General features: G+C 58.1%; 21 protein-coding genes. 6 read left to right on the plus strand and 15 right to left on the minus strand.

The features are described 5' to 3' along the window. Positions 1–26: 26 nt before the first annotated feature. From CLM71_RS18760 to CLM71_RS18775, 4 genes are read right to left on the minus strand one after another with little or no spacing between them, the layout of a single operon-like run. Positions 27–383 (minus strand): prepilin-type N-terminal cleavage/methylation domain-containing protein, encoded by a 357-nt coding sequence (locus tag CLM71_RS18760; protein WP_370446958.1) that lies wholly within the window; start codon positions 381–383, stop codon positions 27–29. Then, positions 373–816, minus strand: a complete 444-nt coding sequence (locus CLM71_RS18765; protein ID WP_105232332.1) for a YgdB family protein — start codon at positions 814–816, stop codon at positions 373–375. Before CLM71_RS18765 ends, CLM71_RS18760 begins: the two co-directional genes overlap by 11 nt. Then, positions 813–1,394 carry a prepilin peptidase-dependent protein gene (locus CLM71_RS18770; RefSeq protein WP_105232333.1) on the minus strand — a complete coding sequence of 194 codons (582 nt, stop codon included), beginning with the start codon at positions 1,392–1,394 and terminating at the stop codon, positions 813–815. The genes CLM71_RS18765 and CLM71_RS18770 overlap by 4 nt, the downstream gene beginning before the upstream one ends. Continuing rightward, positions 1,388–1,888 (minus strand): prepilin peptidase-dependent protein, encoded by a 501-nt coding sequence (locus CLM71_RS18775; protein WP_105232334.1) that lies wholly within the window; start codon positions 1,886–1,888, stop codon positions 1,388–1,390. Before CLM71_RS18775 ends, CLM71_RS18770 begins: the two co-directional genes overlap by 7 nt. On the opposite strand from CLM71_RS18775, the gene CLM71_RS18780 reads away from it, so the two are divergent. Next, the gene (locus tag CLM71_RS18780; protein WP_105232335.1) at positions 1,887–2,075 is read left to right on the plus strand and encodes a hypothetical protein; all 189 of its coding nucleotides are present in this window, start codon (positions 1,887–1,889) and stop codon (positions 2,073–2,075) included. The genes CLM71_RS18775 and CLM71_RS18780 overlap by 2 nt on opposite strands. Before the next feature lie 17 nt (positions 2,076–2,092). Here the strand turns inward: CLM71_RS18780 and thyA are convergent, their stop codons facing one another. The 4 genes from thyA to rppH all read right to left on the minus strand — a co-directional run bounded on the left by thyA (position 2,093) and on the right by rppH (position 6,779). Further along, complete coding sequence (gene thyA, locus CLM71_RS18785) at positions 2,093–2,887, minus strand: thymidylate synthase (protein WP_105232336.1); 795 nt, start codon at positions 2,885–2,887, stop codon at positions 2,093–2,095. Positions 2,888–2,893: 6 nt separating this feature from the next. After that, positions 2,894–3,769, minus strand: coding sequence for a prolipoprotein diacylglyceryl transferase (gene lgt, locus CLM71_RS18790; protein WP_105232337.1), 876 nt, complete (start codon positions 3,767–3,769; stop codon positions 2,894–2,896). Between the two features lie 223 nt (positions 3,770–3,992). Continuing rightward, complete coding sequence (ptsP, locus tag CLM71_RS18795; RefSeq protein ID WP_105232338.1) at positions 3,993–6,239, minus strand: phosphoenolpyruvate--protein phosphotransferase; 2,247 nt, start codon at positions 6,237–6,239, stop codon at positions 3,993–3,995. Between the two features lie 12 nt (positions 6,240–6,251). Beyond that, the gene (rppH, locus tag CLM71_RS18800) at positions 6,252–6,779 is read right to left on the minus strand and encodes an RNA pyrophosphohydrolase (protein ID WP_015673597.1); all 528 of its coding nucleotides are present in this window, start codon (positions 6,777–6,779) and stop codon (positions 6,252–6,254) included. 696 nt (positions 6,780–7,475) lie between these two features. On the opposite strand from rppH, the gene mutH reads away from it, so the two are divergent. From mutH to CLM71_RS18820, 4 genes are all read left to right on the plus strand, one after another. Further along, positions 7,476–8,162, plus strand: coding sequence for a DNA mismatch repair endonuclease MutH (gene mutH, locus CLM71_RS18805; RefSeq protein ID WP_105232339.1), 687 nt, complete (start codon positions 7,476–7,478; stop codon positions 8,160–8,162). Positions 8,163–8,256: 94 nt separating this feature from the next. Continuing rightward, positions 8,257–8,973, plus strand: coding sequence for a TerC family protein (locus CLM71_RS18810; RefSeq protein ID WP_105232340.1), 717 nt, complete (start codon positions 8,257–8,259; stop codon positions 8,971–8,973). Between the two features lie 126 nt (positions 8,974–9,099). Further along, on the plus strand, positions 9,100–9,318 hold the full coding sequence (locus CLM71_RS18815) for a YgdI/YgdR family lipoprotein (RefSeq protein WP_105232341.1): 219 nt from the start codon (positions 9,100–9,102) through the stop codon (positions 9,316–9,318). 191 nt (positions 9,319–9,509) lie between these two features. After that, positions 9,510–10,550: an NADP(H)-dependent aldo-keto reductase gene (locus CLM71_RS18820; protein ID WP_105232342.1), complete on the plus strand. Its 1,041-nt coding sequence runs from the start codon at positions 9,510–9,512 to the stop codon at positions 10,548–10,550. A 384-nt stretch (positions 10,551–10,934) separates the two neighbouring features. Here the strand turns inward: CLM71_RS18820 and lplT are convergent, their stop codons facing one another. From lplT to CLM71_RS24040, 4 genes are all read right to left on the minus strand, one after another. Further along, on the minus strand, positions 10,935–12,128 hold the full coding sequence (gene lplT / locus CLM71_RS18825; protein ID WP_105232343.1) for a lysophospholipid transporter LplT: 1,194 nt from the start codon (positions 12,126–12,128) through the stop codon (positions 10,935–10,937). Further along, positions 12,125–14,281, minus strand: a complete 2,157-nt coding sequence (gene aas, locus CLM71_RS18830) for a bifunctional acyl-ACP--phospholipid O-acyltransferase/long-chain-fatty-acid--ACP ligase (protein WP_105232344.1) — start codon at positions 14,279–14,281, stop codon at positions 12,125–12,127. The genes lplT and aas overlap by 4 nt, the downstream gene beginning before the upstream one ends. A 343-nt stretch (positions 14,282–14,624) precedes the next feature. Continuing rightward, positions 14,625–16,883, minus strand: a complete 2,259-nt coding sequence (locus CLM71_RS18835) for a molybdopterin guanine dinucleotide-containing S/N-oxide reductase (RefSeq protein ID WP_105232345.1) — start codon at positions 16,881–16,883, stop codon at positions 14,625–14,627. Positions 16,884–17,015: 132 nt separating this feature from the next. Next, positions 17,016–17,519 (minus strand): hypothetical protein, encoded by a 504-nt coding sequence (locus CLM71_RS24040; RefSeq protein WP_158684833.1) that lies wholly within the window; start codon positions 17,517–17,519, stop codon positions 17,016–17,018. Between the two features lie 402 nt (positions 17,520–17,921). On the opposite strand from CLM71_RS24040, the gene galR reads away from it, so the two are divergent. Further along, on the plus strand, positions 17,922–18,941 hold the full coding sequence (gene galR, locus CLM71_RS18840; protein ID WP_105232346.1) for an HTH-type transcriptional regulator GalR: 1,020 nt from the start codon (positions 17,922–17,924) through the stop codon (positions 18,939–18,941). Between the two features lie 7 nt (positions 18,942–18,948). Here the strand turns inward: galR and CLM71_RS18845 are convergent, their stop codons facing one another. From CLM71_RS18845 to CLM71_RS18855, 3 genes are all read right to left on the minus strand, one after another. Further along, complete coding sequence (locus CLM71_RS18845) at positions 18,949–19,722, minus strand: FCD domain-containing protein (protein WP_105233497.1); 774 nt, start codon at positions 19,720–19,722, stop codon at positions 18,949–18,951. A gap of 80 nt (positions 19,723–19,802) precedes the next feature. Continuing rightward, on the minus strand, positions 19,803–20,120 hold the full coding sequence (locus tag CLM71_RS18850) for a PTS sugar transporter subunit IIB (protein WP_105232347.1): 318 nt from the start codon (positions 20,118–20,120) through the stop codon (positions 19,803–19,805). 10 nt (positions 20,121–20,130) lie between these two features. Further along, the gene (locus CLM71_RS18855) at positions 20,131–21,558 is read right to left on the minus strand and encodes a glycoside hydrolase family 1 protein (protein WP_105232348.1); all 1,428 of its coding nucleotides are present in this window, start codon (positions 21,556–21,558) and stop codon (positions 20,131–20,133) included. Position 21,559: the final 1 nt, after the last annotated feature.

Consider the following 21,559-nt stretch of genomic DNA (forward strand, 5'->3'; position numbering starts at 1 on the left):
TGAAAACCATATACATACGCGCCGGGTTAGTCATCGCCGCAATACCAGCGCCCAAGCTGAGCATGCTGACGCTGCGGCGTATCTACTCTGACCGTGATCTGCCGGCAGACGCCGTCGACGGCGCTCTGCCACACCTCGCGCCGCCAGCCGGGCGCCAGGACATCATCAGCATCGCTGCCGGCGGCCAGCCGCTCCAACTGCTGATGGGCCAGCGACCAGGCCTGCCGGTACTGCCATTGCCGCTGCAGCCCCTGTAATAATACCTGATGGTATTGTAACAGGCCGAGCAGCGACACCGAGAATAACAGTGTTGCAATTAATACTTCCGCCAGGCTGAAGCCGCGCTGATGCCGGCCCACCCCGCTGTTGCCATTAATCCTCACAGGCCGCTGCATCCTTTTCCGGGCAAAAATCCAGCCAGCCGCCCGGTTCTGCCCGCAGCCGTCCGTGCGCATCCGGCATGGCCAACTGATACAGCCAGAGCGGGTCCGCTGCGGGTATCTCACCCAGCCCGCGCAGCAGTATCATGTCCGCCCGGGAGGCGCGCTTGACGCAGGCCTGTAGCCCCGACGCAGGTTGCCGCTGACAGCGCCACGCTCCTGCATTCAGCAACGACGGCGGCCAGGATTGCGTCAGTCCCCAGTTCAACGCAGACGACGCCCGATTATACGCCTGCAGGTAGCGCCGCTGCTCAACCGCCAGCAGCAGCGCACTATCCAGCTGTTTTTGCTGGGCGCCCAGCAGCAGCAACCCCATCACCAGCACCAACATCACCGCTGCCAGCACGCTGCCGCGCTGAGAATCCCGTCCGTTCATGCTGACGGCGCCTCCACGTTGATATCCCACCGCATTGAGCGCGTCATCGCCCCCGAATCCGCCGAACGACCGCCCAGCGTCAGCCGGAGCAGGCGCCGCCCGTCTTTCCCCGGCAGCAGACGAACGTTAAACGTCTCAATGTGTACTTCGGCACGCTCAAACAGGTTTTCCCAGCCGCCGCCGTTACACTGACTAACGCCACGCTGGCGCTCAAGCCGCCCTTCACGTAAGCGGTAGCCGAATTTCTCCGCCTCGTCGCCCGTCGCTTCCCAGCGGCCGTTGCGGTTCAAATCATAGGCGACGATGACGCAGCTGTCGGGCGCCTCCCCGGCATGCCGCGCGATACTCATCGCCCGCCCGATGCACGTCCCGGCGCAAAATCCCGCGCGGCGCAGATCTTTTTCAATACCAAACGCCGCCTGCCGCAGCCTTAGCTCCAGCTGATAAGCGCCGAGAAACGCCGCGCTTTGCTGGCGCAGCGCAGGATAGGCCTTCGCCGCCGCCAAAATAATCAGGCTTCCCGCCGCCATGGCCAGCAGCACCTCAGGCAGGGTGAACCCGCGCGCTGACGTTAACATGCGCGGATCCCGCGCAGCGCGGCCCCCATGCTGCAAATGCGCAAGCGCCCTTGGGCGGAAAGCACCACCTGCAGTTGGCCGGCGCGGTTGCCCAGGCGGATATGTCCGCCCTGCGCGCTGTTACGCACCCCGTAAAAACCCAGCTCTTTACGGGTGAAGTCGAGCAGTTGTATATCATCGCTCGGCGGCGTGAACAGCCACCTTGCCGGCTGCTGACAGTCAGCCGGTTCAGCCCCGCTGCCCAGGCACCAGCGCCCATGCGGTTTAAACCACAGCAATGCCGTGCGGTTGCGCCAGTTGGCGTCGGCCTGCAGGCGCTGTAAAAACACCAGCAGCTGTTGGGCGGCCTGCTCCAGCCGCAGCGCCTGCTGGTGATGCCGCCAGTGACTCACGCCCCAACCGCTCAGCATCGCACTAATCAAAACTGCCAACAGCAGCTCCATCAGCGTGATTCCCCGCTGCCGGCAAACGTTGTTGTGAGAGTTATCGTTCATGACGCTGAGTGTAATCACCGGGGCAAACGATAACAGCGCCTCGGTCAACGCCTGGAAAACAGTGCGCAAACAAAAGGTGCAAATGGCAGACAAAGCAGAAAAAATGCGGCGTTACGCGCAACGTTCAGCGGCATCACCGCCGGCAGGTAACAAAGAAAAAGGGCGCAACCGGAGTTGCGCCCTGTAAAGAAGCATCGTCTGAAATCAGATCGCCACTGGCGCTTTAATCGCCGGATGCGGGTCGTAACCTTCAATCTCGAAATCTTCAAAGCGGTAATCGAACAGCGAGTCAGGTTTACGCTTGATCACCAGCTTCGGCAGCGGACGCGGCTCGCGGGTCAGCTGCAGCTGGGTCTGCTCCATATGATTGCTGTACAGGTGCGTATCACCGCCGGTCCAGACGAAGTCGCCCACTTCCAGATCGCACTGCTGCGCCATCATATGCACCAGCAGCGCATAGCTGGCGATATTGAACGGCAGGCCGAGGAAGACATCGCAAGAGCGCTGATACAACTGGCAAGACAGTTTGCCGTCCGCCACGTAAAACTGGAAAAACGCATGGCAAGGCGCCAGCGCCATCTGATCCAGTTCGCCGACGTTCCAGGCGGAGACGATGATACGGCGTGAGTCCGGATCCTGTTTCAACTGCTGCAGTACCTTGCTCAGCTGATCGATCTGACGACCGTCGGCTGCGCCCCAGGCGCGCCACTGCTGGCCGTAAACCGGCCCCAGGTCGCCATTATCATCGGCCCACTCATCCCAGATGGTGACCTTGTTTTCACGCAGGTAGGCAATGTTGGTGTCCCCTTTCAGGAACCACAGCAGCTCATGAATGATGGAGCGCAGGTGACACTTTTTGGTGGTCACCAACGGGAAGCCTTCCTGCAAATTGAAACGCATCTGGTGACCGAAAATCGACAACGTGCCGGTGCCGGTGCGGTCTGCTTTTGGGGTGCCCTCATCGAGCACTTTTTTCATTAAATCCAGATACTGTTTCATGTTTCCTCACGAAGTTTGTTGCTGCGGGCGACGGCGGTACGCCCAGATCATCATAATAATACCGGCCAACACCATCGGGATCGACAGAATCTGCCCCATGCTGATAATGCCGTCAAACAGCCCCAGCTGCGCGTCCGGCTGGCGGAATGACTCCACAATAATACGGAAGGCGCCGTAGCCGATGAGGAACAGGCCGGAAACCGCGCCCATCGGCCGCGATTTGCGAATAAACAGGTTGAGAATGATAAACAACACCACGCCTTCCAGCAGCAGTTCATACAGCTGCGACGGGTGGCGCGGCAGCACGCCGTACTGGTTCAGCAGCGGCAGCCACTTGCCGGGGTCGGCGGCGGCAATGGCGATATCCTCACTGCGCGAGCCAGGGAACAGCATCGCCCACGGCGCGTCGGTCGTCACGCGTCCCCACAGTTCGCCGTTGATAAAGTTACCGAGCCGGCCGGCACCAAGGCCGAAAGGAATCAGCGGGGCGATAAAATCAGACACCTGGAAGAAAGTGCGCTTCGTGCGGCGCGCAAACCAGAACATCACCAGAATCACACCCATCAGGCCGCCGTGGAACGACATGCCGCCATCCCAGACTTTGAACAGATAAAGCGGGTTCTCAAGGAACAACGGCAGGTTATAGAACAGGACATACCCCACGCGGCCGCCGACAAATACGCCAAGGAAACCGGCATACAGCAGGTTTTCCACCTCGTCTTTCGTCCAGCCGCTGCCCGGCTTGTTGGCCCGGCGAATCGCCAGCCACATGGCAAAGACAAAGCCAACCAGGTACATCAGGCCGTACCAGTGCAGGGAGACCGGGCCGACGGAAAAAAGCACCGGATCAAACTCAGGAAATCTCAGATAGCTATTGCTCATCTATCACCACAACTCGTCTGTTATTCTTCCCCAACGGGGTCGCAGTCCGTTGCCGACCGGCGGCAACCTGAATAATCTTGGGTCTACATCGCTAGATGGGTCTTTTCCGCTGCCTGGCGCCGGCATAGCGCGCCGCGGAAGGCCCGCATCATAACATAAGCTTAACGACGCCCGGGGACGGCCGCAGGGAAAAGTTCTGTAAAAAAATCAGTCTGAATGCGACTCAGCGCCCGCCGCGCACCAGGCCGCCCATATTATGCTGTTCCATAAAGGTCACGGCCAGGTGACGCACCTCATTGGTCAGCGAAGCGCTCAGCACCAGCTGCGCCAGACGCTGCGCATCCGTCAGATCGATATGCCGCAGCAGGTATTTGATGCGCGCCACGCTGCGTCCGTTCATGCTGAGATGGCGATAGCCCATGCCTACCAACAGTAACGCCCCAATCGGGTCGCCGGCCAGTTCACCGCACAGGCTGACCTGTAGGCCGGCAGCTTCACCCTGCTCGACGATCGTCTGCAGCACCCGCAGCATGGAAGGGTGCAGGCTGTCATACAGCGACGCCACGCGGGTATTGTTGCGGTCTACCGCCAGCAGGTACTGGGTTAAATCGTTGGTGCCGACCGAAATAAAATCGATCCGCTCGGCCAACTGCGGGATCAGGAAGATCATCGACGGCACTTCCAGCATCACGCCGATGCGCGGCTTGGGGATCGCATAGCCCAGCATCTCTTCCACCTCATGCCCGGCGCGCTCGATCAAGCTTTTGGCCTCATCGATCTCATCCAGACTGGTGACCATCGGCAGCAGAATGCCCAGGTTGCCGGTGCCGGCATTGGCGCGCAGCATCGCCCGCACCTGGATCAGGAAGATCTCCGGCTGATCGAGCGTCACGCGGATGCCGCGCCAGCCCAGACAGGGATTCTCTTCGCTGATCGGCATATAGGGCAGTTGCTTGTCAGCGCCGATATCCAGAGTGCGCAACGTCGCGGGTTTGGTCGGATACAGCTGCAACATGCCCTGATACTGCGCCACCTGCTCTTCTTCCGACGGGAAGCCGCTCTGCAGCATAAACGGTATTTCCGTGCGGTACAGGCCGACGCCGTCGACCCGCCCGCCCAGCAGTTGCTCGTGCTCCGGGCTTAAACCGGCATTAAGCAACACCTGGATCCGTTCACCGCTTTTCATCTGCGCCGGCTGCTCGACGTCGTCTTCCGCCAGTTTGCTTAACGCCAGTTCCTCATCAATCAGCCGCTGATACTCTTGCAGCAGCACCGGCTCAGGATCAACCAGCAGCTCGCCGCGATAGCCGTCGACAATCAGCATCCGGCGGTTCAGCAACGAAGGCTGGATATCCGCCCCCATCACCGTCGGCACGCCCATGGCGCGCACCAGAATCGCGGCGTGGGAGTTGGCGGCGCCGTCGCGCACCACCACCCCGGCCAGCCGGTCCGGCGGCACCTCCGCCAGCAGGGTGGCCGTCAGCTCGTCGGCCACCAGCACAAAGCGCTGCGGCCACTGGGTCGCGCCCTGCGTGGTATCGTCAAGATGGAAAAGCAACCGCTGGCCGAGCGCACGCAAGTCGCTGGCGCGCTCACGCATGTAGGTGTCCTGCAACGCGGCAAACTGGGCGGCGAATACCTCAATCACCTGTTTGACCGCCCACTCCGCCACCGAGCCGGCGTCAATTTCAGCAAACAGTTCGCGTTTCAGACGCGCGTCGTTTAACAGGTGGGAGTAAAGGTCGAAGATAGCCGCGCTCTCTTTTTGCGCGCTGGCAGCAAAACGTTTGCTGAAGCGGCGAAACTCCGCGCCGGCCTCTTCCAACGCCAGCGTCAGGCGCTCGCGTTCGCTGACGGTATCCAGCGTAGAGGCTTTAAACACCTGATCGAGCGAAGGCTGGCTGCTGTCTTGCCAACCTTCAGCCACCGCCACGCCCGGCGAGGCCGCCAGCGCGCGCACCCGCGTCTGCCGATAGCGGCCAAACAGCGCATTAAGTTGAGACTGCGAGAGGATCCCGGCCATCTGCGTGGCCAGGGTGACCATGAAAGATTCTTCGCTTTCGTTGAACTGCCGCAGGTCGCGCTGCTGCACCACCAGCACGCCGAACAGCTGGCGACGATGGATAATCGGCACGCCGAGGAAGGAACGGAAGTGCTCTTCCTTAACCTGTGGAATGTATTTGAAGCTGGGGTGGCTCTGCGCATCCGCCAGGTTAATCAGCTCCGCCCGGCTGCCCACCAGCCCTACCACCCCTTCATCGAACGCCAGGGCAATGGTGCGCCCACGCGGTTTTTTCAGCCCGCGCGTCGCCATCAGGTAATAGCACTGGCGGTCGTTATCCGCCAGATAGATAGAGCAAACTTCGGTGTCCATCGCCAGACAGGTTTCATTGACCAAAATATCCAGCGCGTCTGTCAAACTGGCCGCCGCGGCCACCTTCTCAACAATTTCTCGCAAGCGCGTGAGCATAGTCTGCTTGAGTTAACCTCTTTTTCGGCGATAAGCGGGCGCCTGCCGCGGCGCTGACGGCTGCTGCAGCGGCATCACGGTTGCGGCGAATTCTTTCATCACCCGGCGGTACACGTCCCGTTTGAACGATACCACCTGGCGAACCGGATACCAGAAGCTCACCCAACGCCAGCCGTCAAATTCCGGCGTACTGCTGCGCTGCATATTGATATCCGCATCACTGCACATTAACTGCAACAGAAACCACTTCTGTTTTTGGCCGATACAAACCGGCTTTGTGTCCCAACGCACCAAACGTTTTGGCAATTTATAGCGCAACCAGTTGCGGGTCGAGGCCAGGATGCGCACATCCTTTTTACTCAACCCCACTTCTTCGAACAGCTCACGGTACATCGCCTGTTCCGCGGTTTCGCCAGGGTTAATCCCACCTTGGGGAAACTGCCAGGAGTGCTGACCGTAACGGCGGGCCCACAGGACCTGCCCCTGACGATTACAGATTACGATACCAACATTCGGGCGGTAGCCATCATCGTCGATCACCGGACTACCTCGATAAGCTAAATTCGTAAAGATGCTCTGATTGTTTCACACAAGCTACAGGCGGTAAACCACTGCTTTACGGCTCTGCGCGCCGGATAACATTGGGATAACTCACAGATATTGGCAAAGTTATAAACATAGGGCGGGGTTTTCGGCCGGTTTTATTCACTTTTTCTGTGGATAGGTATGTGAAGAACTCCAGGAATAAGCCGGTAAAACTCAGCGACATGCTAAAACCCGCCGGCAGGTTATTTTATTTTTTAACTTTAATAACAACAAGGTAAATCGTTTTCGTCAGTTATGTACAGAGGCAAAATGTGATCTGTGCACGGTCAGGATCTCACCCTGGCGAAAGATCCACCAACGCCGTTTTTATCCACAGATTATTCGTCATAGTTAGGCACAAATCGGACGAATTCGTAAAAAACGCCCGTCGTCAAGGCTGTAGATCGAACCAGTAATCAGGAAAAATTTGGGTTATCCCATAAATCTGTGGATAAATAGGTGTAAGATCCTGTTCATTGTCGGTGGCTTCAGGTGCACAAGCGGCAAAACAAATGTTTCCCACTCGGCCAGCGGCAAAAAAAACCATGTAAAATCATGCTACTATTATTGTTTTCCCCAACCCACCTTTTACCTTTAGGGTTGTGTGCAAATGCCGTGCATTTTTTAACCACCAGAAACAGGCTTTAATTTATGGCGTTTTTATCCCCTCTGCCGCCTCCGCCGGAAAACGAACAACAGCTCCTGGAACGCGCCCAGCGTCTGGCGGGGTTTAGTCTTGGCGAATTGGCCGCCCGGGCGCAGATCGCCATCCCGGCAAATCTGAAACGCGATAAGGGCTGGGTCGGCATGCTGCTGGAGCTGTATCTCGGCGCCATGGCCGGCAGTAAGCCAGAACAGGATTTCCCCGAACTGGGTATTGAGTTGAAAACTATTCCGATCGACGCCGCCGGCAAGCCGCTGGAAACCACCTTTGTCTGCGTTGCCCCGCTGACCGGCAACAGCGGCGTCACCTGGCAGAGCAGCCATGTGCGCCATAAACTGGCGCGCGTCCTCTGGATCCCGGTGGAAGGCGAACGGCAAATTCCGCTGGCGCAGCGGCGCATCGGTTCGCCGCTGTTGTGGAGCCCTAACGAAGAAGAGGATGAGATGCTGCGGCGCGACTGGGAAGAGCTGATGGATCTGATCGTACTCGGCCATGTCGAACGCATCACCGCACGCCACGGTGAAGTCCTGCAGCTGCGCCCCAAGGCCGCCAACAGTAAAGCGCTGACCGAAGCCATCGGCGAGCAGGGGCAGCCGATCATGACGCTGCCGCGCGGTTTCTATCTGAAAAAGAGTTTCACCGCGGCGCTATTGGCAAGACATTTCTTAATCTAAATCGCTGTCGTTTAATTTGCGTTTAATCAACGGTGCCGCCGGACCAATAAATGCGTATAATTTTCCCTTTGAATTTTTTAAGGTGTACTGGGCAATGTTTGAATGGATTATGGATCCCAATGCCTGGTTGGCGTTAGGTACGCTGACCATACTTGAGATCGTTTTGGGTATCGATAACATCATCTTCCTGTCCCTGGTGGTGGCGAAGCTGCCAAAGGCGCAGCAAAACAAGGCGCGCAGAATGGGGCTGGCGGCCGCGATGCTGATGCGTCTGGCCCTGTTGGCGTCCATCGCCTGGGTGATCCGCCTCACCCATCCGCTGTTCAGCGTGATGGAGCATGATATCTCCGCCAGAGATTTAATTCTGCTGCTCGGCGGCCTGTTCCTGATCTGGAAAGCCAGCAAAGAGATCCATGAAACCATTGAGGGCACGGAAGAGGAGCACCACACCAAGGTGCACAGCTTCTTCGGCGCCATCGTGCAGATTATGCTGCTGGATATTATCTTCAGTCTGGATTCGGTGATTACCGCCGTTGGTTTGTCCGATCATCTGTTTATCATGATGGCCGCCGTGGTGATCGCCGTCGGCGTGATGATGTTCGCCGCCCGGCCAATCGGCGAGTTCGTCGACCGCCACCCGTCAGTGAAGATGCTGGCGCTGGCGTTTCTGATCCTGGTCGGTTTCACCCTGATGCTGGAAAGCTTCCAGGTGCACGTGCCAAAAGGCTATATCTATTTCGCCATGTTCTTCTCCATGACGGTCGAAGCGCTCAACCTGATGCGCGGCAAAAAATCGACGAACGCAGAATAAGCAATAAAAGGCGCGCCGTTAGCGCCTTTCTTCTTTATCCTCTGGGAGATAAGAGTTATCTGAGACAAGTTCCCGGCGTTAATTTGCTAATCTTATAAATATTCTTTCCTATTGAGGATCCGCAGTATGAAAAAGTGGGTAATGGCCGCCGCCGCACTGGCAATGATGGTTGGCTTAACCGGTTGCTCCAGCGACTACGTGATGGCGACCAAAGACGGCAATATGATTCTGACCCAGGGCAAGCCCGAGATCGATAAAGACACCGGCCTTATCAGCTACCAAGATGAAAAAGGCAACTATCGCCAGATCAACGGCGACCAGGTTTCTCAGGTTATCGAGCGCTGATTGCGTTCCGCTATGGCTATCGCCCCCCGCGGTAGCCTGCTCTTCTCCCGTCGCGTAAATCCCCTTTCACCATCCACACAGCTTGGTTATAGTCGGACAAGGTATCAATAGCCTTACCGGCGTCAACCTGAGCCGGCGGCAGTAACACCGGGCGCCGCCCGTCGCGCGACATAAGTTAAGGAAGGCCGTTAATGCAATACCACCGAATTCCCCACAGTTCTTTAGAAGTGAGCGTGCTGGGACTGGGCACAATGACCTTTGGCGAACAAAACAGTGAGGCCGATGCGCACGCACAGCTGGATTACGCACTGGCTGCTGGTATCAATCTGATAGACACCGCCGAGATGTATCCGGTACCGCCGCGTCCGGAAACCCAGGGGTTGACCGAGCGCTATATCGGCAGTTGGATCAAGGCGCGCGGCAACCGCGAGAAAATCGTGCTGGCCAGTAAAGTCGCCGGCCCGACGCGCAATAACGACAGCGCCATCCGTCCGCAGCAGGCGTTGGACCGCAAAAATATCCGCGCCGCGCTGGACGACAGCCTGAAGCGCCTCAATACCGACTACCTCGATTTGTATCAGTTGCACTGGCCGCAGCGCAGCGCCAACTACTTCGGCAAGCTGAACTATCAATACAGCGATGAAATGGCGACGGTTACGCTGCTGGAAACGCTGGAAGCGCTGAATGAGCAGGTACGCGCCGGCAAGATACGTTATATCGGCGTCTCCAATGAAACGCCGTACGGCGTCATGCGCTACCTGCACCTGGCGGAAAAGCATGAACTGCCGCGCATGGTCTCCATTCAGAACCCGTACAGCCTGCTTAACCGCAGTTTTGAGATCGGTCTGGCGGAAATCAGCCAGTTTGAAGGCGTGGAACTGCTGGCTTACTCCAGTCTGGCCTTCGGCACGCTGAGCGGTAAATACCTGAACGGCGCCCAACCGGCGGGCGCGCGCAATACGCTGTTCAGCCGCTTTACCCGCTATTCCTCGCCGCAGGCGCAACGGGCAATCGCCGAATACGTCGCGCTGGCGAAAAAGCACCGTCTGGATCCGTCGCAAATGGCGCTGGCCTTTGTCAGACAGCAGCCATTTGTCGCCAGTACGCTATTAGGCGCAACAACGCTTGAGCAGCTGAAGACCAATATCGACAGCTTCAACCTGACGCTGGATGAGGAAGTACTGCAACAGTTGGAAGAAATTCACAGCCGCTTTACCATCCCGGCGCCGTAAAGCATTACGCCAGAGCGGGACGGAAATACCGTCCCGTTCTTTATCACTGGCGCTGATAAAATATATCCCAGCCGCTAATTTAAATAATAAATACCTGGAGTTTATATTCCTCAGGAAATAACCTCCTTTAATATCCAGAATGCTCTTGTATTTGATCCGCCTTACTGGACAAGGGGTTAGGCGATCGTATAATCAAACACGAATCGTGTCATTTGTCAGGTTTAACAACGTTAGGTTGGTGCAGTAGGTTGCTGACTGAATTTACGCCGTCACTTCACTGGGTCTGACGTAAAATATAACGCCGATTCATAACCCCTCTATTAATATTATGGTTAACAGGTTATTGCTTCAGGGCGCAGCGTTATACTGCGCCCTATTTTTTTATTAACTCCGACGCTGGGAGAACCACAACACGCTAATCGCCAGCGCAAATACCACGCCGAACCCAATGCCGACGCCAACCACCGGCACGCCGATTTTTACCACCAGCGAATACAGGCCCAACATCAGCAGCATCGCGGTATTTTCTCCGAGGTTTTGCACGGCAATCGCATTGCCGGCGCCGACGGAATGTTTACCGCGCTCCTGCAACAGCGCATTCAGCGGCACCACAAAGAAACCGCCCAGCATGCCGATAACCAGCAGCAGTGCATAAGCGTTAAACATGGTGGTCTGCAGCGCAAAGAACGCCACCGCGACGCCGATTAAAATACCGGCGGGCATGCAACGCTTGACCGTTTCCAGCGTGACAAAACGCGCAGCCACACCGGCTCCGACCACGATGCCCACCGCCACCATCGCATTGAGCAGCGTCGGCGTGGCGTTATCGACGATTCCCAGCGCCACCGGCACCCATAACACCAGCAGGAAGCGCAGCGTCACCCCGGCTCCCCAGAACAGGCTGGTGCCAATCAGTGAGAAACGCGTTTGGCCGTCGCGCCACAGAGTGACACAGGCGGCAAAAAAGCTGCGCGTCATGGCACGCGGGTGCCATGACTGCGCCGGCCGCGCCGCCGCCAGCCGCGGAATATACAGATTCGCCACCACCGCCGCTGCGTACACCAGCGCACACACCGCCAGCGCGATCAGGATATGCCAGTCCGCCAACAGCCCGCCGGCCACCGAACCTATCAGGATCGCAGCGATGGTTGAGGCCTCCATCAATCCGTTGGCTTTAACCAGTTTTTCACCGCTGGTGATTTCACCCAGGATGCCGTATTTGGCCGGCGAATAGGCCGCCGCGCCGATACCTACCAGGCTGTAACCCAGGAACGGGTTAAGCCCCAGACAAATTGCCAGCGCACCCGCCAATTTCAGCGCGTTAGCCACCATCATCACCCGCCCTTTGGAAAAGCTGTCGGCGAACTGGCCGACAAACGGTGCCAGAATGATATAGGTCGCCACAAACGCCATCTGCAGAATTGGCTGGCTCCAGTCGGGGTAGAGCTGCTGTTTAATCAGCGCCAGCGTGGCAAACAGCAGCGCATTGTCGCCAAATGCCGATAAAAATTGCGCGCAAATCACCGCGATCATGCCGCGCGACAGCAACGGCGCGTTGTCGCTCAACGTTTGGCTCATGATGCATTCTCCGGCTGTTCGGCCATGTTACGCAGGGTGACGTAATCCGGCTTGCCGCTGCCCAGCACCGGCAGCGTCTTGAGCCAGCGAATATCACGCGGCACCGCCAGCTCCGGCGTACCCTGCTCACGCGCAGCGCGCAGCAAGGCATCGCGGGTCAGTTCGCTGTCGGTGGTGTATAGCACCAGGGCTTCGCCTTTGCTGCTGTCGCTTTTCACCGTCGCGGCGTGATGGCCGTCCGGCGCCGCACGCAGCGCCAGCTGCTCGACGATCTCCAACGAAATCATCTCACCGGCCAGTTTGGCAAAACGCTTCACCCGGCCGCGAATGGTGCAGTATCCCTGCTCGTCCAGCGTGACAATATCGCCGGTATCGTACCAGCCCGGCTGCAGATTGCCGTTTTCATCTTCAGCGGCAGGCGGCTCCAGCTCGCCCGGACGTTCAACGCGCAGGTAGCCCTTCATGATGTTCGGCCCGCGCAACTGCAGGCGTCCCCCTTCCTCAATGCCGGCCACCGGCATCAGGCGCGCCTCCATCTGCGGCATAATGCGCCCGACGGTGCCCACCTTGGTCGCCAGCGGCACGTTGATCGACACCACCGGCGCACATTCGGTCACGCCGTAGCCTTCCAGAATGCGGATGCCGTATTTGTCCTGATAAATCTGTTTGGTGCTCTCCGCCAGTTTTTCCGCGCCGGCCACCACGTAACGCACGCGGGCAAAGTCATACGGATGGGCAAAGCGGGCGTAGTTGTTCAGGAAGGTCGCGGTGCCGAACAGCACGGTACAGTTCAGGTCGTACACCAGCTCCGGCACCACACGATAGTGCAGCGGGCTGGGATACAGGAATACCCGGCTGCCGGTCATCAGCGGCGTCAACAGCCCGACCGTCAGGCCGAATGAATGGAACAGCGGCAATGAGGACATAAAGCGGTCGCGCGGCGTAAAGTCGGCAATGGTGCGGATCTGCTCCACGTTGGCCAGCAGGCTGGCGTGCGAGTGCACCACGCCTTTCGGATGGCCTTCCGAACCGGAGGTAAACAGCACCAGCGCGGCGTCATCGGCCTGCTGCGGCAGCATGGCGCGCTGCGGCTGCAGCAGATGGCGCAGGATCCACAGCTTATCCGCCAGCGTGACGGTATCTTTCAGATCTTCCAGATAAACCCAGTTGGCTTCCGGCACCTGTTCCGGCAAATGGGTCAGCTTGCCCTTTTCCAAAAACTGACGCGAGGTGACGATGGTTTTAATGGTTGCCGCGGTCATCGCGCTTTTCAGGCCGTTGGAACCGGCCGTGTAGTTCAGCATCGCCGGGATGCGCCGGCGCAGCGAAGCGCCAAATATCGCCGCGGCGGTAATGGTGGCGTTCGGCAACAGCATACCGACATGCTCGCCTTCGGCGGTAAACCGCTGCAGGATACGGCTGACGCCCAGAGATTTTTTAATCAACGTGCGGTAGCTGTCTTCCTTAAAGGCGATATCTTCAATGCAGGGCTTACCGGCGCCGTAGCGCTTTTGCGCCGCCAGCAGCGCGCCAAACAGCGTCTGCGGCTGTCGGGTCGCCATGCGCGCCTGCAGCATTATCTGATACAGATGGTCGCCCGCCAGCACGCGGCGGTCGCGGGCGCGCGGCGCTTCCGGCATCGGCAGCAGCGTCGGCGGCAGAATGTGGAGGGTAATCTGCGGGAACGCGCGCAGTTTAAACACGCCTTTCATACGGCCGAACAGGCTGAACTCCGGCCCGTCAATGCGGATCGGCACCACCGTCGCGCCGGACTTGGCGGCAATAAACGCCGCGCCGTCATAGACTTTCATCAGAGAACCGGTAACGGTTATGCGTCCTTCGGGGAAGACCACAATCGGCCGCCCCTTCTGCACTTCACGCACCAGATGTTTAACCGCCATCGGCTTGGTAGGATCGAGGAAAACGAAATCGATGTAGGGCTTCAGCCAGCGCATAAACCAGCTGTCAGACACGCTGGAATAAACGGCAAACACCGGCTTGATCGGTAAAAACAGCGCCAACAGCACGCCATCCAAAAATGAGACATGGTTGGGGGTAATCAGCAGCTTCTGCTGATTAAGATGCCGGGCATCCCCTTCAACACGCACGCGAAATAGCAGGCGAAACAGCGTGCGCATAACAGACATGAACATACGACTCTCCCTGTAGCATTCTGGCAGCGACGGCCAGATAAGCGTTAGCACGTTATCCCCCAGTCATTGGGCGGCATAACACGTTGTAAGGGAAAGGATACTATACGACCGGCAAAAAAAAACCTACGCATCTGCGTAGGTTGGTGCAATTGAAAATGGCTTCAACATACAGAGTATGTTGATTTCTCACCAATCAATACCTCTGGGACTACCTACTTTAGAGAGGTGCCGATTAAGAAACTACCGAGGAATCGCAAGAGTTATGCTTGAAATGAAACCAGCTGTAAATTTCTGGTTATCCTCATTAATAGCGCAATAAAATCTCAGCGTTCCCCGGTGCGGCCTATGGCGCGCAGACCTCCACCAGGCAGCTCATGGCGTTAGGCCCCTGCGTCAGCGGCGAGGTACCGATATCCAGCGTCAGCACATTAGGGTTGCCGGCCTGTTCCAGTTCGTGGCGCTCTGCGCCGAAGCCCGGATCGAACCAAGCGCCGGTCGCCATCACCACCACGCCGGGCGTCACGCCGTCCGTGATCCGCACCCCGGCCAGACAGCCGCCGCGACCATTGACCACCTTCACCAGCGCGCCGTCGGCAAGCGCGCGCGGCGCCGCATCATGCGGGTGCATCAGCAGCGTTTCGCGTCCGGCCGTTTTATTGGCCTGCGCCTGCGGCGACGGATCCAGCTGGCTGTGCAGACGGTCGGCCGGCTGAACGGTGATCAAATGCAGCGGCCACTGCTTCGCCAACTCAGCCCCCAGCCACTCGACCGGCGGCTGCCACTGCGGATGCGGCGCGAAATCGTCATAGCGATAGCCGGCGATTTTTTCACTGAACAACTCGATTTTGCCGCTGGGCGTTCGCAGCGCATGCGCCTGCGGATCGGCACGGAATGCGTCCAGAAACACCGTGTCCTGCTTCGGCGCCGGCAGCTTCACATGGCCCCGTTGCCAGAACTCGTCAAACTCCGGCCATGCTACGCCGGCCTGGATCTGCGCCTGTCCGCAGCGCTGATAAATATGCTCAATCCACTGCCGCTCGTTGCGATCCTCGGTAAATTGCTGGCGATAGCCAAGACGATCCGCCAGATCGGCGAAAATATCAAAATCATTGCGCGCCTGATGCTGCGGCGCGATCGCCTGATGCATCGCCAGCACGTAGGGATCGCGCGCCGAGCCGCCAATATCATTACGCTCCAGCGCGCTGGTCGCCGGCAGCACGATATCCGCCATTTTCGCTGCGGCAGTCCACCAGATGTCCTGCACAATCACCGTATCCGGTTTTTGCCAACCGGCCACCAGCCGGTTCAGCTGCTGGTGATGATGGAACGGGTTGCCGCCGGCCCAGTGCACCAGGTGAATATCCGGGTACTCCCGGGTTTCACCGCAAAACGAATAGGGTTCGCCCGGCTGCAGCAGCATGTCGCAAATACGCGCCACCGGAATCGCCAGCCCGGCCGGATTATCGCCGACCGGCAGGCTGGGGGCCGGCGTGTTCAGCCGCGGGTTGCCCATGCCGTTCATCGCGCCATAGCCGAAGGAGAAGCCACCGCCCGGCAGACCAATTTGCCCCAGCATCGCCGACAGGGCGATCATCATCCAGTAAGGCTGCTCGCCACGGTGGGCGCGCTGTACCGAATAGGAGCAGGTGAGGAAGCTGCGGGCACCGCTGAGCTGCTGCGCCAGACGCACAATCCGCGCGGCCGGAATGCCGGTGATCGCGCTGGCCCACTGCGGCGTTTTGGCCACCCCGTCACTCACGCCGCACAGATAATCCGCCAGCTGCGGGTAACCCACGCAGTGGCTGGACAGAAAATCGTTGTCCAATGCGCCGTTACGCTGAATCTCATAGCCTAACGCCAGCATCAGCGCCACGTCGGTATTAGGGCGGATCGGGATCCATTCGGCATTGATAAAGGCCGGAGTGTCGTCGCGCGTCGGGCTGATACTGACGATCGGCGTCCCCTTGGCCGCCAGCTTCTCCAGCCATGACTTCAGCGAGTGTTCCGCCGCGCCGCCGAAGGAGGCCTGGGAATTTTTCAGCGCCAGACCGCCGAACGCCAGGAAGAGTTCGCAGTGCTCCACCACGTTCGGCCAGCTGGTCGCCTGCCCGGTCAGCGGCGCAAAGTTGCCGATCACATACGGCAGAAAGAACTGCGCCGCCCCCCAGCTGTAGTTGCCCATCTGGTCAACGCCGCCGCCGCCGGCGAAGTAAAAGCGACGCAGCTGCGAGCTGGCGTGATGCAGCCGCCCGGCGGAGGACCAGCCGTAGGAGCCGCAAAACAGGCCCGACGCGCCGTAGCGATCGCGCACCCGGCGGTTCTCTTCCGCCACCAGATCGAGCGCCACGTCCCAGTCGACCTCGACGAAATCCTCGCGCCCGCGCAGCGTGCGGTCGCTGCCCTCACGCTTTTGCAGCCATGAACGCCGCACCGCCGGCTTGCGGATGCGCGTCGGCGAATAGGTCATCGGAACAATGGAGTCCAGCATCGGCGAAGGGTGCGGATCGTTGGCGAAAGGTTCGCAGCGAATCAGCCGCCCGTCTTCCACCACGGCGGTATACGCCCCCCAGTGTGCAAGTTGCGGATAACGTTTAATCGGCATGATGTACTCAGGTAGCAAATGATGGCCCTAAAATAACACCGCCGCCGCGCTGCGCCCAAGAACAAATCACCTCAGCGCGGCGCCGGGCCTGACGCGGTCAACAGGGCGGGCCGGACAGCCCGCCGCGAGGCGTCAATTTAATAAACCGCGCCAGTCATTTTTCGTAACGCACTCCTGATAGCCGTAATTAAAGTAGCCATCGACAGAACACCTTAATATATTCGGATAATAGCTAGGGGGAGTCAGCATATAGGTTACTCTATAGCTAACAGGTCGAGAGCCGGCGCTATACGGCTGATAAGAAAAACCGCAGCGGATATACTTATCCCCTATCCTTTCACATTGATGTAAAACGGCATGATTACCGAACTTGCTATACTTTTCCAGCGAGAGTTTAACCAAGATTAATCCATTGTCTGTGTAGGTTGTAACATAGGAGGACATATCAGGCATCAACTCTTGCGCTGACCAGTTGGCGGCGCCGGGCTTAAAGTCAGGATTCTGCTGTAAAAAACCAGACATGTTAAACTTACTCTGGGCCAATGAAGTGGCAGGCATAAAAGTGGCGGCGAATAATATCGATGCCGCAGCGGTAAATAATGGCAAACATATTCCTTTCCCCAATGATTTTTTCATCACTCTCTCCTTGATAAACAAATAATTAAAATAAAGTATAAGGGCAATAGATAATGATAAATATGACACGACCGAGAGTTTTCGACTTTTATATATCAACAAATAGAATGAATTAATTATTAATATCGATATTTTTATATTATTGGCAGCAATAAAAACGTTATTTATCGCGACAGAATAACCATACCGTTTAGTCAGCTTTACCGGCTCGGCAATCGCCCGAGGCGGCATCTTCACCCATACTTTTCGCTAACGCACTGACTTTTACCTGCAAAAAAGCCGGCTCGCCGACCAAAATCTGCCGGTGACGCCACAGACACGCGGGCAATAACTTGCAGCCCGCGCTGTTTTCCGTAAGACTGAGGAATGTAAGCGATTACCCTAGGATAAGTTGAAGCAAATATGGCTACGATAAAGGATGTTGCCAGGCTGGCGGGTGTTTCCGTAGCCACGGTGTCTCGCGTAATAAACCATTCCCCCAAAGCCAGCGAAACCTCGCGTAACGCGGTGCTGGCCGCCATGGAACAGCTGCAGTATCACCCGAACGCCAACGCCCGCGCGCTGGCGCAGCAGTCAACCGAAACCCTCGGTCTGGTGGTGGCCGACGTCTCGGACCCGTTCTTCGGCACCATGGTGAAAGCCGTCGAGCAGGTGGCGTATGCCACGCATAATTTCCTGCTGATTGGCAACGGTTACCATGAGGCGGAAAAAGAGCGTCAGGCGATCGAACAGCTGGTGCGTCACCGCTGCGCTGCGCTGGTGGTGCATGCCAAAAAGCTGACCGATGATGAGCTGAGCGGCTGGATGCGGCAGATCCCCGGCATGGTGTTGATCAACCGTACGCTGCCGGGATTTGAGCAGCGCTGCGTCGCGCTGGACGATCGCTACGGCGCCTGGCTGGCCACGCGTCATCTGATTCAGCAGGGCCATCAGCGCATCGCCATTATCTGCTCCACCCACCAGATTTCCGACGCCGCCGACCGTCTGCAAGGCTATCTGGACGCGCTACAGGAACACGGCATTGCGGTGGATGAGAAGCTGATCGCCTATGGCGAACCGGATGAGATCGGCGGCGAGCAGGCAATGACTGAACTGCTCGGCCGCGGCAAAAAATTCACCGCCGTTACCTGTTATAACGACCCGGTTGCCGCCGGCGCGCTGTCGGTGCTGAGCGATAACAGCATCGACGTGCCGGGCCAGATGTCGCTGATCGGCTTTGATGACGTGCTGATTTCACGCTATCTGCGCCCCAGACTGACCACCATCCACTACCCGGTGGTCGCCATGGCGACGCAGGCGGCGGAACTGGCGCTGGCGCTGGCCAACAACCAGCCACTGCCGGAAATCACCAATATGTTCAGCCCGACGCTGGTGCGACGCCACTCCGTCGCCAGCCTGGGCAAGGCGTCAGAGACGCGCTAAGCGCGTATTACACCAGCTTGCCCTGGAAGATCGGCACCGACTCAAACAGGTAACCGTCAAATTCCGGCGCATCGACGTCGGAAAGCTCCATCAGCGTGCCCTTGATGTTTTCCATATGCTGCCACATCGCCTGATACGACCCCATCACGTCGCGGCGGCGCAGCGCAGCCAAAATGTTCTGGTGGTCCGCCAGCCATTTCAGCCGGTAGCCTTTGGTGGCGATGCGGCTGTGCAGCTGTTGCCACAGCGGGCTGGCCTCCCGCCGCTGCCAGATGCTTTTTACCGTGTCCAGCAGCATCTGGTTCTGCGTGGCGCCGGCAATCAGCAAATGGAACATTTTGTCGTTGTCGCCGCTTTCATCATTGGCGACGATGGCGCGCTGTTCCTGCTCCAGCGTGCGGCGCAGATTTTCGATATCCGTTTTGGTGGCCATTTTGGCGGCAAAGGCGGCGATATTGCTTTCCAGCAGCTGACGCGCCTGCAGCATTTCAAACGGCCCGACTTCGCCGTGCAGGATAGGATCCTCTTCCTCCGCGTTTTCATTGGGAATGCGTATGACATAAACGCCGGAGCTCTGGCGGATATCCACCGTTCCTTCCAACTCCAGCATTAACAGCGCTTCACGCACGATAGTACGGCTGACGCCGTAGGTTTCGGCAATATTGCGCTCCGGGGGCAGGCGCGTGCCAATGGCGAAATGGCCCTGCTGAATTTTCTGCCGCAGGTCCCGGCCAATTTCCTGATACTGCTTTTTTTCCTGCGGAATCACGACTTTATCCACCGTTTCACCCTGAAAAACGTCTGTCCATGCCATACCCCGCCGGCGGCGAGGTATCTGGCCTGTGTAGGTTCACAATCAGATTAGTCTACCAAACCCAGCGCCTGATCGAGTACTTTTGCGCCGTTTAACGAGCCATACGCCACAGAATCGATCACCGCAATCGGGATCTGATACGCGTCGGTAAGCTTTTTATTTTCTGTCAGCTTGAAGCGCACCTGCGGGCCAAGCAGCACCGCAAGAATATCGCCGCCGTAACTTTGCAGCTCATCACGCAGGTTCTGCTCGGGAATGGCGTAAATCTTCAGCTCCAGCCCGCGCGTCTGCGCCTCTTTTTCCATCTTGGTCACCACCAGCGAGGTGGACATGCCCGCCGAGCAGGCCAGTACGATACGTTTCATCGGTCACTCCTTATCGGTTTTCATCATCGAGGGTGAAGCTCAGACGGCGGCTCTCGCTCAGCGCGCGGAACCAATGCGCCGACTTTTTCTGCCGCCGGTTGCGCTGGTTGTCCAAATCTATTTCTATCAGGCCATAACGATTTTTAAAGGCGTTCATCGGCGATACGTTGTCCGTGAAGGCCCACAGCATATAGCCCTGGCAGTTGGCTCCCTCTTCGCGCGCCTTCAGCGCCCAGTAAATATGCTCGCGGATAAATTCAATGCGGTAATCGTCCTGAATTTCCCCCTCGGCATTTTTGAAGCGTTCTTCCTGCTCAATGCCCATGCCGTTTTCCGAGATAAACCACGGAATGTTGCCGTACTCATCGCGCAGGCGCAGCGCCATGTCGTATACGATGCGCGGATAGATCTCCCAGCCGCGCGAACGGTTCATCCGCCGCCCCGGCAACTCAAAGTGCTCGTAATACATCGCCGGATGAAACGGCGTGGTGCTACACCATGCGCGACTCGGCGCCTTGACCCGGTGCGGGTAGTAGAGATTGATGCCCACCTCGTCCACGGTGTTATCGCGGATCGTCGCCATCTCCTCCGCCGTCCAGTCAACGCTGACGTCGTGCTGCTGCAGCAGGGTCAGCAGCTCCGCCGGATATTCGCCTTTAATCGCCGGGTCGAGGAACACACGGCTGTAGAACAGATCGTACAGCTCGGCGGCGCGCTGGTCGTGCGACGCGCCGGAGCGGGCGTAGGTGACCTCCGGGTTAAGGATCACGCCGATGCTGCCGGCACAGCCCATCTGGCGGAAGCATTGCACCACTTTGGCGGTCGCCAGATTCTTATGGTGGTTCCACTGCATCCACGTGTTGGTGTTCTGCTCATACGGCCAGCGGATCGCATCCAGATAGACCCGCGTCTGCACCACCACCGGTTCGTTAAAGGTAAACCAGCGTGTGACTTTGCCGCCGAAGCGCTCAAACACCCGCCGGGCGTACAGCACGAACAGCTCCACCACCCGTTTGGAGCGCCAGCCGTCATATTTTTCCAGCAGGTAGCCCGGCAGCTCATAGTGCTCCAGACACAGCATCGGCTCGATGCCCTGCTGCTTCATCTCATCGAGCAGCGCGTCGATATAGCTCGCATACTCTTCATCCACCACGCCCTGCTCATAGTCGGTCAGAAAGCGCGACCAGTTGATGGAGGTGCGATAGTGGCCGACGCCGCTCTGCTTCATCAGCGCCACGTCTTCGCGGTAGCGGTTGATAAAGTCCGTCGCCACCGCCGGGCCGTAGCCGTTATGCCAGACGTGACGGTCATGCTGGTACCACAGATCGAGATAGGAATCCTGCCCCTGTTTTTTGCCGCTCCAGCCCTCGGTCTGCCAGGCGGAAGCCGCCGCGCCGAGAATAAAATCCTGGGGAATCTCCATTGAAACCTGACTCATT

This window comes from Serratia sp. MYb239 (assembly GCF_002966855.1).
GTDB classification, from domain to species: domain Bacteria; phylum Pseudomonadota; class Gammaproteobacteria; order Enterobacterales; family Enterobacteriaceae; genus Serratia_B; species Serratia_B rhizosphaerae.